This is a genomic window from Streptomyces sp. FH025 (assembly GCF_017427025.1).
Taxonomy (GTDB): Bacteria; Actinomycetota; Actinomycetes; order Streptomycetales; family Streptomycetaceae; genus Kitasatospora.
The window spans coordinates 1-12099 of record NZ_JAFLNG010000177.1; the positions used below are offsets into that span (position 1 = coordinate 1).

The 12099-nt window shown below is 72.1% G+C and carries 13 protein-coding genes; 7 read left to right on the forward strand and 6 right to left on the reverse strand.

The annotated features are described in order from the left end of the window. Position 1 precedes the first annotated feature (1 nt). Positions 2 to 313 (forward strand): AzlD domain-containing protein, encoded by a 312-nt coding sequence (locus tag J0670_RS15165; protein WP_374223107.1) that lies wholly within the window; start codon positions 2 to 4, stop codon positions 311 to 313. A gap of 171 nt (positions 314 to 484) precedes the next feature. On the opposite strand, the gene J0670_RS15170 is transcribed toward J0670_RS15165, so the two are convergent. Further along, positions 485 to 796 carry a hypothetical protein gene (locus J0670_RS15170; RefSeq protein ID WP_207812093.1) on the reverse strand — a complete coding sequence of 104 codons (312 nt, stop codon included), beginning with the start codon at positions 794 to 796 and terminating at the stop codon, positions 485 to 487. A gap of 129 nt (positions 797 to 925) precedes the next feature. Continuing rightward, on the reverse strand, positions 926 to 1495 hold the full coding sequence (locus tag J0670_RS15175) for a GNAT family N-acetyltransferase (RefSeq protein WP_207812094.1): 570 nt from the start codon (positions 1493 to 1495) through the stop codon (positions 926 to 928). Positions 1496 to 1585: 90 nt separating this feature from the next. On the opposite strand from J0670_RS15175, the gene J0670_RS15180 reads away from it, so the two are divergent. From J0670_RS15180 to J0670_RS15205, 6 genes are all read left to right on the forward strand, one after another. Next, a complete protein-coding gene (locus J0670_RS15180) occupies positions 1586 to 2773 on the forward strand; it encodes an acyl-CoA dehydrogenase family protein (RefSeq protein WP_207812095.1) in 1188 nt (395 codons plus the stop codon). A 121-nt stretch (positions 2774 to 2894) separates the two neighbouring features. Beyond that, positions 2895 to 3269, forward strand: a complete 375-nt coding sequence (locus J0670_RS15185; RefSeq protein ID WP_207812096.1) for a hypothetical protein — start codon at positions 2895 to 2897, stop codon at positions 3267 to 3269. Further along, complete coding sequence (locus tag J0670_RS15190) at positions 3266 to 4084, forward strand: ATP-grasp domain-containing protein (protein ID WP_207812097.1); 819 nt, start codon at positions 3266 to 3268, stop codon at positions 4082 to 4084. Before J0670_RS15185 ends, J0670_RS15190 begins: the two co-directional genes overlap by 4 nt. 151 nt (positions 4085 to 4235) lie before the next feature. Next, positions 4236 to 5114, forward strand: coding sequence for an alkaline phosphatase family protein (locus J0670_RS15195; RefSeq protein WP_207812098.1), 879 nt, complete (start codon positions 4236 to 4238; stop codon positions 5112 to 5114). A 488-nt stretch (positions 5115 to 5602) separates the two neighbouring features. Further along, positions 5603 to 6085 (forward strand): hypothetical protein, encoded by a 483-nt coding sequence (locus J0670_RS15200; protein ID WP_207812099.1) that lies wholly within the window; start codon positions 5603 to 5605, stop codon positions 6083 to 6085. Between the two features lie 210 nt (positions 6086 to 6295). Beyond that, positions 6296 to 7639, forward strand: a complete 1344-nt coding sequence (locus J0670_RS15205) for a multidrug effflux MFS transporter (protein WP_207812100.1) — start codon at positions 6296 to 6298, stop codon at positions 7637 to 7639. Between the two features lie 147 nt (positions 7640 to 7786). Here J0670_RS15205 and J0670_RS15210 read toward each other — a convergent pair whose 3' ends face one another. The 4 genes from J0670_RS15210 to J0670_RS15220 form a co-directional block, all read right to left on the reverse strand. Continuing rightward, positions 7787 to 9529, reverse strand: coding sequence for a glycosyl hydrolase family 18 protein (locus tag J0670_RS15210; RefSeq protein WP_207812101.1), 1743 nt, complete (start codon positions 9527 to 9529; stop codon positions 7787 to 7789). Between the two features lie 480 nt (positions 9530 to 10009). Further along, positions 10010 to 10144 carry a hypothetical protein gene (locus J0670_RS39900; protein WP_279383013.1) on the reverse strand — a complete coding sequence of 45 codons (135 nt, stop codon included), beginning with the start codon at positions 10142 to 10144 and terminating at the stop codon, positions 10010 to 10012. A 38-nt stretch (positions 10145 to 10182) separates the two neighbouring features. Next, complete coding sequence (locus J0670_RS15215) at positions 10183 to 10764, reverse strand: hypothetical protein (protein ID WP_207812102.1); 582 nt, start codon at positions 10762 to 10764, stop codon at positions 10183 to 10185. 229 nt (positions 10765 to 10993) lie between these two features. Then, entirely contained in the window at positions 10994 to 11941 is a 948-nt protein-coding gene (locus tag J0670_RS15220; protein ID WP_207812103.1) for an ABC transporter substrate-binding protein, read from the reverse strand. Positions 11942 to 12099 lie beyond the last annotated feature (158 nt).

Below are 12099 nucleotides of genomic sequence, written 5' to 3' on the forward strand. Positions count from 1 at the left end.
GATGATGCCGCTGTACGCCATCCTGCTGCTGGCCGCCGGGACGTACGCCTACCGCATCGCCGGGCCGCTGCTCGGGCACCGGCTCGCGCTCTCGGAACGGCTGCGGCACCTGCTGGCCGTCGCGGCGGCGGTCCTGCTGGTCGCGCTGGTGGCGTCCGGCGCGCTGACCCAGGGGCACGGCTTCGCGGGTTGGGCCCGCCCGGCGGGAGTCCTGGTCGCGGGAGTGCTCGCCTGGCGCCGGGCCCCGTTCCCGGCGGTGGTCGTCGCGGGCGCGGCGACGACGGCGGTGCTGCGGTTGTGCGGGGTGGGGTGACGTCGGGGCGGCTGGCGGCCGACAGCGTTCAGGCCGACAGCGTTCAACAGACAGCTTTCAGCGGGCCAGCGGCCAGCGGACAGTCGACAGCGAACAGAAAACAGATGACAGCGAACAGCTGACAGATTTCGAAATCTGTCAGCTGTTCTCTGTCATCTGTCCGCCGCTACCTCAGTCCTCCGCCAGCCGCTCCGCCTGCACCTCCGGTCGCGTGCTGTCCCACAGCAGCTCCCACACCTTGAACACGCAGTGGTAGTCGCGCATGCTCCCCTGAGCGATCAGCAGGTACGTGTCCCCGTCCCGGAGCAGCGTCCGCCGCCGGATGTTGAACGGGTGCTGCGGGGTGTACGACGGGACGAGCCGCCGCAGCTCCTCGACGGCCTCCTCCCGGGTGCCCTCGACCTCGCCGAGCACCTTGCTGCCCCAGGTCCGGTTCTTGTCCAGACCCACCGTCTCCTCGACGACCAGCGCCCAGCGCGCCATGCCCCGCCCCTTTCCGTCCCACCGGCTTCACCGGCTTCACCGGCTCCGCCAGCCCTGCCGGCCCTGCCGGTCCCGTAAGTCTCGACGGTTCTGACGGCCCCGTCGGCCCCGCCAGTTCCATCAGCTCCGTCAGCTCCGCGCGTGCTGCCCGTCACCCCGCCGCAGCGTCGGCGACTTGAAGAAGATCGTGGTCGAGTGGAGCTCGCCCGCCGGGTCGGCCGCGTAGTCCGGCACCGAGCCGACCCGGGTCCAGCCCGCCCCCTCGTACATCCGCTCGGCCGGGCTGCCCGACTCGGTGTCCAGCACCAGCAGCCGGATGCCAAGCTCCACGGCCCGCTCCTCCAGCACCGCCAGCAGCCGCCCGGCCAGCCGCTGCCCGCGGTCCGCCGGGTGCACCATCAGCTTGGCCACCTCGCCGCGGTGCCGGCTGTTCGCGGGCGTGGCCGGACGCAACTGGATCGTCCCGGCGAGCCGCCCGTCGGCGTTCGCCCGGACGGCCCACACGACCAGCCGTCCGGCCGCGACGTCCGGGCCGAGCGCCCGCCACCACGCCGTGGCCTCGCTCGGCTCCAGGGGAGCCAGGAACCCGACCGAGGCGCCGCCGTGGACGGTCTCCACCAGCAGTCCGGCGAGCTCCTCCGCCGCGCCGTCCAACTCCTCCGCCGACAGCTCGCCGACCACGTACCCACCGCTGGCCATGTCGCCTTCCTCACTCGCTCGCACCCTGCCAGCCGTCCGCCCGGTTGCGGAATACTCGCCGGTGTTCCGCCGAGACTACAAGGAGCTTCAATGACGAAGCCGACCCGGATCGACCCGGCCGACCTGCTCGCCGTCGGCGACCTCCTCTCCGACGAGGAGCGGCTGATCCGCGACACCGTCCGGAAGTTCACTGAGGAGCGGATCCGTCCGCACCTCGGCGACTGGTTCGAGCGCGGCGTCTTCCCGGCCCGGGAGCTGGCCCCCGAACTCGGCGCCCTCGGTGTGCTCGGCATGCACCTCGACGGCTACGGCTGTGCCGGCGCCGGCGCCGTGGCGTACGGGGTGGCCTGCATGGAGCTGGAGGCGGCCGACTCCGGTCTGCGCAGCTTCGTCTCCGTCCAGGGCTCGCTCGCGATGCGCTCGATCCACGCCTTCGGCTCCGAGGAGCAGAAGCAGCGCTGGCTGCCCGGCATGGCGGCCGGCGAGCTGATCGGCTGCTTCGGCCTCACCGAGCCCGACTTCGGTTCGGACCCGGCCAACATGCGCACCCGGGCGGTCCGCAAGGGCGGCGAGAACGGCGACTGGGTGCTGTCCGGCAGCAAGATGTGGATCACCAACGGCAGCATCGCCGACGTCGCCGTGGTCTGGGCGCAGACCGAGGAGGGCGTGCGCGGCTTCCTGGTCGAGCGCGGTACCCGAGGCCTGACCGCGACCGACGTCCACGGCAAGCTCTCCCTGCGCGCCTCCGTCACCAGCGAGCTCTCCTTCGACGAGGTGGTCCTGCCCGCCGACGCCGTCCTGCCCGGGGTCACCGGCCTGCGCGGGCCGCTCTCCTCCCTCAACGAGGCCCGCTACGGCATCCTCTGGGGCACCGTCGGCGCCGCCCGCGACTGCTACACCGCCGCCCTCGACTACGCCAAGAGCCGGATCCAGTTCGACCGCCCGATCGCGGGCTTCCAGCTCACCCAGCAGAAGCTGGTCGAGATGATGCTGGAGGTCGAGAAGGCGTACCTGGTGGCGCTGAGGATCGGTCGGCTCAAGGAGCAGGGCGCGGCCCGCCCGCCGCACATCAGCTTCGGCAAGCTCAACAACGTCCGCACCGCGCTGGAGATCGCCCGCAGCGCCCGCACCGTCCTCGGTGCCAACGGCATCACCACCGAGTACCCGGTGCTGCGCCACGCCAACAACCTCGAGTCGGTGCTCACCTACGAGGGCACCAGCGAGATCCACACCCTGGTCCTCGGCGAGGCCATCACCGGCGAGTCCGCTTACCGCTGACGGCCGTCCATCGCCGCCCATCGCCGTCCATCGCCGCCCATCGCCGCCCATCGCCATCGACCCCGTTCGAGCAGGCAAAACCGGTGGCCGGGCCCGTCACGGCCCGGCTACCGTCCCTCGCATGAACGGCCCGATCACGCAGACGCCCCCGACCACCACCCTCTGGCGCCCCACCGGCCCCGAGGAGCTGGCGCTGGTCGAGGCCGCCGACTGGCGTGCATGGCCGCCCCGGCTGCCCGATCAGCCGATCTTCTACCCCGTCCTCAACGAGGACTACGCGATCCGGATAGCCCGCGACTGGAACGTGCCCGCCTCCGGCGTCGGCTACGTCACCCGCTTCGACGTCGAGACGGCCTTCCTCGCCCGCTACCCGGTGCGGCAGGCCGGCGGCCGGACGATCCTCGAACTGTGGGTGCCCGCCGAGGAACTGGCGGAGTTCAACCGGCACATCGTCGGCCGGATCGCGGTGGTCCACGAGTTCCGGCCGCAGCCATGAGCGGCCGGACGGCGCCGGGCCGTGCCCTACCCGAGGACCGTGTCCTGCTGACCGCCGCCCAGCGGACCAGCACAACCGTCCTGCTCGCCGAGGCGGCCGAGCGCCGCGGTCTCACGACCGCCGTGCTCGGCGGCCCGGAGACGGTCGAACGGCTCGCCGGGCGGCCCGTCCACTGGTACGGAGGGCCGCTCGCCGCCGCCGGGCTCGCCGCGCCGCTCGGCCTCGCCCTGCTCGAACCCGAGGACGACTGGCTCGCCCGCCTCCCCGAGGAGTTCACCCGCCGCCGGATCGAACTCACCACCCTCGCCGAGGCCTGGACGCTGCGCCACCCGGCCTTCGTCAAACCCCCGGCCGACAAGTCGATCCCGCCCGCCGTCTACCCGGACGGCTCCCGGCTGCCGCGCACCGGCGAGCGGATCGGCCCCGACACGCCCGTCCTGGTCAGCGATCCGGTGACCTTCGCCGCCGAGTACCGGCTGTTCGTGCGCGACGGCGAGGTGCTCACCGGCAGCCGGTACGCCCGCTTCGGCCGGCTCGACCCGGCGCCGCTGACCGACGCCGCCACCGCCTTCGCACGCCGCCTGCTCGACGCCGTCGGCGACACCCTGCCCAGCGCCGTCGCGCTGGACGTCGGTCCCCTCGCCGACCCGTACGACCCGGCCGAGCACTGGGCCGTGGTCGAGGCCAACCTGCCCTGGTTCGCGCACTGCTACGCGGCCGACCCTGAGCGCGTCCTCGACGTCGTGCTGCGCGCCGCCGGACCGGCCGCCGAACTCGCGGAGGCCGACCGCCGGTTCGTCCGTACGACCGGCTGACCGCCACCCCCGACACCCTGCGGACACCCGCCGTTCGACCGTCCGACGCCGCTTCGACGCCGGACGGTACGGCGGGCGGTGAAGCATGGCGCGGTCGGCGGCGCCCTCGGCGGGCGCGGCCGGATGTGCACGACCGAAAGGAAGCCCCGCCATGCCCGCAGCCCAGTGGCCCCGCCCCCGCGTACTCGTCGTCGGGATCGACGGAGTCCGCCACGACTACCTGGCACAGGTGCCGATGCCGCGCCTCCAGGAGGTCGCCGAGGCCGGGTTCCTGGTGCCGGTCACCGTCGCGGACACCACGCCCACCATGTCCGGGCCGTGCTGGGCCACCATCGTGACCGGGGTCCAGCCCGCCAAGCACGGCGTCTGGGGCAACCACCTGGGCGGCAACCGGCTCGACGTCTTCCCCGACTTCGCCACCCGCCTCAACCGCGGGGACCGCCGCCGCACCTTCGTCGCGGCCGGCTGGGACCCGCTGATGATCAACGAGTCCGGCGGCCCGCTCTTCCGCGCCCCCGGCCGGCTCTCCTACATAGCCCCCGCCGAGGACACCCCCGAGGCCTGGGAGGCCGTCGACGAGGAGGTCACCCGGGAGGCCGTGCACGTCCTCGGCACCGCCGACCCCGAGGCCTCCTTCGTCTACCTCGGCGCCGTGGACGAGACCGCCCACTTCCTCGGCTGCGGCGAGGAGTACCGCGCCGCCATGCGCACCGCCGACGACCGGCTCGGCCGGCTGCTCGACGCCGTCCGCGGCCGGGCGGGCTACGCCGACGAGCAGTGGACCGTCATCGTCGTCACCGACCACGGGCACGTCGACGCCGGTGGCCACGGCGGCCGCACCGTCGAGGAGCGCACCGCCTGGGTCGCCTGCGCCGGGCACGACATCCCGGCCGGCCCGCCCACCGGCGAGATCCGCCACCCGGACGTCGCCGCCCAGGTGTACGCCTCCCTGCTGCGCCCGATCGACCCGCACTGGACCCTCGACGGCCGGCCCTTCCCGGTCGCCCGACCGGTGCCCGCCGCGGTCTGACATGGTCCGAGGCGGTTCCGAGGCGAGCTGACGCGGTCCGAGGCGGGCTGACGCCGTTTCCCGTCCAGTCCCCGTTCCGGGCCCTGTCACCGTTTCAGCAGCACCGATGCCGTCGGATGCAGCACACCGGGCTGCGACGGGGCCGCCCCCGAGTCACGCTCGATCGGGGGCCGGCCGCACTCCGGCGCGAGTGGCGACCGAGGCTCCGGAACGGCACGTACCCCCGGGTCGGGCCGCCGAACATACGCCTGAAGGTGGAGACGCCACCCCGTGGGATGGATGCGAGCTCGCGACCTCATGGTGACGCCCCGCCGGGGTGGCCCGGGCCACGATAGATACACCCGGACGGCGGATCGTCTCGCCCGGACGGGCTTCGGGCCGGTCGGTGACGGACCGACCGGCGACGGACGCATCGCAAACAGCCGCATCCGCGGCGGACACTTCCGCGGCGGACGCATGGGCAACGGACACAGAGAGGGCAGTCGGGCATGAAGGGCATCGTGAGCAAGGTCGCGCTGGGAGTCGCGGGCACCGGCATGGCCGTCGCCGTGGCCGTCGTGGCAATCGGCCCGCGGGTGTCCGAGTGGTACGACGGGCGCCACCAGCAGCAGTCCTCCTACGAGACGGGCTCCCAGGCCAAGGCCGGTGGCCGGTCGATGCCCTCCTGGCTGCCCGACGACGCCTCCTCGGTGAAGTACCTGATGTCCACCAAGGGCGACGACCGCCTGCTGCGCGCCACCCTCTCCGAGGGGCGGCTGCCCGCCGGCTGCACCACCGGGCTGCCCGGCAAGGGCCCGCACCCCGTACCGGTCTCGCTCAAGGCCGGCTGGTTCCCGGAAAGCATCGCGACCAAGGCGACGGGCAGCTGCGGGCACTACAATGTGACACTCACCGGCAACCAGCTCTACGCGTGGCAGGACGGCGCGACGCTGCAGGCGGCCCTTCGAGCCGAGCACGTCGCCAAGCGCTGAGGGCGCTGATCACTGATCAGCCGTCCTGACCAGGGAAACGAAGCGGCCCGTCGGGCACCGGGAGGTGCGGACGGGCCGTCGTCGTGCGCGTGCTGCGACCGGCCGGTGGGCGGGTCCGCCCGGGCACCCCTGCTGACGACGACCTGGCCGGGCTGCGATAGGACGGACCGCGAACGAACCCCACGTCACCGCGTCCGTTTTAGGAGTCTCATGCCCGGCCCGACCGTCGGTTCCGCCGACGCCACGCCGACCTCTTCCGCCACCTCTCCGGCCACCGCGCCCGGCGCCCCGTCCGACTCCTCACCCGACTCCTCCGAGCCGTCATCCGGTCCGGGACCCGCCGGCGGTCGGGGCGGAACCGGCCGGGCCGTGATCGCGGTGCTCGGCGGCCTCACCGCGCTCGGCCCGCTCACCACTGACCTCTACCTCCCCGGCCTGCCCGCGATCGCCGACGACCTGGTCGCCGAACCGGCGGCCGTCCAGCTCACCCTCACCTTCTCGATGTTCGGGGTCGCGGCCGGGCAACTGCTCTTCGGGCCGCTCAGCGACCGATTCGGCCGCCGCCCGCCGCTGCTCGTGGGGCTGGTCGCCTACACCCTGTCCAGTGTGGTGTGCGTGTTCGCCCCGAACCTGCCGGTGCTGATCGTCGCCCGCTTCGTCCAGGGCGCCGCCGGATCGGCGGGGCTGGTGATCGGGCGCGCCGTCGCCAGGGACCGCTTCCAGGGCGTCGCGCTGCTGCGCTTCCTCGCCTCGATCGCGCTGATATCCGGGCTGGCGCCGATCCTCGCCCCGATCGTCGGCGCGCAGCTGCTGCGGGTCACCTCCTGGCGCGGAACCTTCGGAGCGCTGACGGCGCTCGGACTGCTGCTCACCCTGGCCGCGTTCGGCGCGCTGCGCGAGACCCTGCCGTCGCGGGCCCGGAACGGCGGCGGGGTGGGCTCGGCGCTGCACACCATGGGCCGGCTGCTGCGCGACCTGCCGTTCCTGGGGCTGGCGCTGACCAGCTCGCTGGCCTTCGGCGCGCTGTTCGGCTACATCAGCGGGTCGTCGACGGTGCTGCAGCACGTGTACCAGGTCTCGCCGCAGACCTACAGCCTGTTGTTCGGGCTGAACTCGCTGGCGATCGTGGTGATGACGCAGGTGAACGGGCGGCTGCTGGCACCGCGCTACTCGGCGCGGGCGCTGATGCTGGGCGGGCTCGGGACGGTGGTCGCGGCCGGGGTGGCGCTGGTGCTGCTGACCACGGTGTGGGACTTCGGGCTGGCCGGGTTCTGCCCGCCGCTGTTCGTGATGATGGGCAGCCTCGGAGTGCTGCTGCCGAACACGTCGGCACAGGCGCTGAGCCTGGTCGAGCCGCAGGCCGCGGGGACGGCGTCGGCACTGCTCGGCACCGGCAACTTCCTGTGCGGTGCGGTGGTCGCACCGCTCAGCAGCCTCGGCGGGCGGCCGTCGGCGGTGCTGCTGGCGATCGTGGTCCTCGGGTCCGGGGTGCTGGCGACGATCGCGTACGTGACGATGTGCCGGCCGGCGCGGATGCGGGCGGCGATGGTCTGACGGCCGACAGGAAACAGGAAACAGGGAACAGGGAACAGATAACAGCTGACAGATGTTGAAATCTGTCAGCTGTTATCTGTTATTCGTCACCGGTCATCTGTCACCGGTCACCCGTCAGCGTCCTCGGGCGATCAGTCGATCAGTCGATCAGGCGATAGAGAAGTCGTCACCGTAGACGTTGCCCTGCCCATACCAGCCGTGCAGGTACACCGTGACGGTGCCGGTGGCGTCGGTGGTGAAGGGGACGGACAGCTTGGTCCAGCTGGAGGAGTTGGCCCAGCTGCTGGCGGTGGCACCGCCGCTGACGCCGATGTAGGCGTAGTTGCCCTGCACCCAGCCGCTCAGGGTGTAGCTGGTGTTGGGCTTCAGCGTGACGGTCTGCGAGCAGTCGCCGGTCTGGCTGGCGGTGGCCGCGGCCTGCAGCGCGTAGGAGCCGGAGTGGACCGGGGTGGACACCACGGCGCCGCCGCTCTGGCAGGTCCACGGGGCCAGGCTGCCGGTCTCCAGGCCGCCGTTGACCACGCCGGTCGACGGAGTCGCGCCGGTGACCGTCAGCGAGTAGGTCGCGGTGTGGGTGCCGGAGGGCGCGGTGGCGGTCACGGTCAGCGGGTAGGTGCCCGCCGCGGCGGCCGAGGTGGTGGAGATGTTCAGCGTGGCGCCGCTGCCGGCGGTGACGCTGCCGGGGGTGACGGTGGCGGTGACGCCGGCCGGGGCGCCGCTGACCGACAGGTTGACGCTCTGCGCCGAACCCGCCGTCACCGACGTCGCGATGGTCGCAGAGGTCGACGAACCGGCCTTGACCGTACCGGAGTTCGGGTTCACCGCGACCGAGAAGTCGTTGGTCACCGTCGAGCCGCTGGTGAACGGCGCGAAGATGTGGCTGAAGTCCCAGGTGTTCTGGGCGATGCCGGAGCAGTTGTCGTCCCCGGCCTTGCCCACGCAGCCGCCGTTGTCACGCTGGAGCGCCCAGAAGGACAGCGTGTTGATGCCCTTCGACACCGCCCAGTTGTACACGGTGTTCGCGTTGGCCACGGTGAAGGTCTCGGCCGCGCCGTAGTCGTCGATGCCCACCATCTCGGTGATCCCGATCGAACCCCACAGCTGCGTCGGGGTCTTGGACGGGTAGAGCTTGGCGAGCTGGTTGTACAGGCCCTGCGCGGAGGTCTGGGTGTCGGCCGCCATGTCGTGGGTGGCGCCGTCGTAGTAGTCGAAGGTCATCATGTTGACGACGTCGATCCGCGCGTTGTTGCTGACCGCGTTGCGCAGCACCGCGAGGCCGCTGTCGGCCAGCCCGCTGGTGGTGGTCGGCAGGGTGTACGAGAACTGGACGTTGCGCCCGTTGGCGGCGGCCCAGTCCTCGACGATCTTGATCGCCTTGTTGCGGCGGTCGATCCCGGCCGTGTTGGTCAGCGAGTTGTCCTCGATGTCGAGGTCGATCCGGCTGATGTCGTAAGTGGTGATCAGGTTCTGGTACGCGGCAGCGATCTGGTTGACGTCGGTGCAGCTGTCGGCCAGCTCGGTGCCGGTGTTGTCGGCGGTGTAGCCGCCGAAGGAGGGGATCACGTCCCCGCCGTTGGCGCGGATGGTGTTGAAGTCGGCGCCGAAGGTCGAGGCGGCGACCGGCTTCGAGGTGTCGCCGTTCCAGTACGGGGTGCAGGAGCCCTTGGTGGCGGCCTGCAGGAAGGCCATCGTCAGGTACTTGGCACCGGACTGCGCGGCCAGCGTGGCCGGGCTCTGGCCGGTCCAGGACTCGAAGTAGGGGGCGAAGACCCGGCTGGGGAGCGGGGTCGCGGCCTGGGCGGAGCTGGTTCCGGCGGCGACGAGGCCGGCCGAGGCGGCCAGCGTGGCGCAGGCCGTCAGCGCGGCCTGAACGGTTCTGCGAAGACGCATTGATTCTCCAACAGGCGTGGTGGGGCGGGATGTTGGGGAGGTCTGCGGACCGGGGCTCCGACGGCCGTGTGGGGTCGGCCGCGCGGGGCCCGGGTCCGAGTGGGACAACGGACGCAGGGGCGTGCGGAACCCTCCGACTCGCGTGGAAGCATGCGGCGGAGTGAATGCGTGCACGCCGTACGGAGCGGGGGTGGAGCGGAGCAGGGCAGGGCAGTGCCTCAGCCGCCGGTGGTCACACCCCCACAGTGCATCCCGGTCGGATCGACATGCTTATGTTTGGACTAGACCACTGGTCTGTCAAGAGACCTAACAGTTCGTCAGCATACGACCCCGGCGGCCGAAGGGCGGGCAGTGGCGGGCAGTGGCGGGCGGTCGCGGTCGGGGCGTGGCGGCCGGGGGAGTGACAGGAGCGAGCCCGCGGCCGGGAACGCCGATGGCCGCGCACCCGACGGGCGGGGCGCGGCCACGGCTGCCCGGCGCTCAGGACACCGGGCGGTTCGGGGGCGCTGCGATCCGGATCGACGCGATGACGGTCGACGTCAAGGGGGTCGTCGTGAGGGCGGTCGGCGCGAGGGCGATCGTCGTGAAGGCGATCGTCGTGAGCGCGATCCTCATGAGTGCGATCGGTGTGGGGGAGACCGGTGCGACCGGGATCAGCGCGGCGGTGGGCAGAGCGTGGCGCGCAGCGCGTCGTTGATCTTCGTGGCGGCGTCCGGCCCGAAGCCCTGCGGGTGGTCGGGCGAGGTGAAGTGCTGGTTGGCCAGGTCGATCAGCTTCGCCTTGTCCTTGGGGAACTGGTAGATCGACTGGCACTGCTTGCGGGCCTGCTCCACCGCCTGGTCCGGCTTGCCGCCGACGATCGCCGGGTCGATCGCGTTCAGTGCGGCGACCAGCTTGCCGCTCGCGTCCGCGTCCGGTTTGGCGGGCAGTCCGGCGTCGGCGGGCGCCGCGGGCTTGGCCGGGGCCGAGGCGTCGGCGCCGGGCCCGGACGGTGCGGGGGCCTCGGGCGTCGTGCCGTCCGGGGCCGTCGGCGCGGTCTGGGTGGTCTGAGCGGTCGGAGCTTCGGAGGCGGTCGGGGCCCCGGAGGTGGTCGAACCGGCGGAAGGCGTGGCGGCGACGGTGGGGGAGCCGGCCGCGGAATCGTTCCTGCTTGTGCTCGAACCCGAGCTGGAGCAGGCAGCGAGGCTCACCGCGGCGAGTGCCGTGAGGGTGGCGGCGAGGAGACGAGTGCGCATGGCGCCACACTGTCATGTTCGCGGCGCTGAAGGGAAGATCCCCCGGGCTGCCGGGGAATGCCTGGGGAGTGCCCGGGGATGCCCAGGGGTGCCCGCGAGCGCCCGAGCATCCCCGAGGACGGCGAACGGCGACCCGGAGAGGAGCCCCTCCGCGCCGCCGTTCGCCGTATGCCGGTCAGTTCGTCGTACCGGTCAGTTCGTCCCGGTCAGTTCGCCCTGCGGCCGGGCGTCAGCCGAGCCCGTTGGACTTCAGCCAGTCCTTGGCCACCGTCGACGGGTCCTCCTTGTCGATCGCGACGCGCTTCATCAGCGTCGTCAGTCCGGCCGTGTCGAGCTTGGCCGACACCGCGTTGAGCGCCGCCGTCGCATTGGCGTCCACGCCCGACTTGTTGACCAGCGGGGTGACGTTCTGCGCCCCGAACAGGTTCTTCGGGTCGGACAGCGGGACGAGCTTGTACTGGACGATCTTCGGGTCGGTGGTGAACACGTTGCCGACCTGGATGCCGCCGTCCTTGAGCGCGTTGGCGGTGGTGTCGGCGGTGGGCTTCCACTCCTTGAAGGTCAGCCCGTAGACGTCCTTGAACTGCTGCTCGCGGCGGGACTTGAACTCCGGCGGGCCGCCGATGGTGAACTCGCCGGCCTTGGCGGACAGGTCGGAGATGCTCTTGAGGCCGTACTTGTCGGCGGTCTCCTGGGAGACGCTGAGCGAGTCCTTGTCCTCGGCGGGGGAGGAGTCGAGGATCCCCAGCGAGCCCGGCAGCGTCTTGGTCAGCGCCGCGTTGACGTCCTGGGTGGTGACGGCGGTGGACTTGGGATCAAGGTAGGCGAGCAGCGCGCCGTTGTACTCGGGCAGCACGGTCAGGTTGCCGCTCTGCAGCTGGCCGTAGAGCACCTCGCGGCTGCCGATGTTGAACTTCTCCTCGACCTTGACGCCCTTGGCCTTGAGCGCCTGCGAGTAGATCGAGCCGAGCAGGACGTTCTCCGGGAAGTTCGCCGAGCCGACCACCACCGTCGACCCGGAGCCGCCGGCCGTGGCGCCCCCGCCGGAGGCCGCCGCGCTCGAACCCCCGCCGAGCGGGTTGCTGTCGCCGGAGGAGCCGCAGGCGCTGGCGCCCAGGGCGAGCGCGGCGAGCGTGCCGAGGAGCACGGCACGCCTGCTCTTCTTGATTGTCGACATGGTGACAGTAGTCCTTCCGAAAAGGATAAGGATGGAGAGAGGGAGCCTCAGCGGGCCCGGCGCTGGGCGCGGACTCCGGGCGGGAGCGCGAACCGGGCGAGCAGGGTGAAGAACAGCTGGGCGCCGACCGCGAGCAGCACCACCAGCAGCGCGCCGCC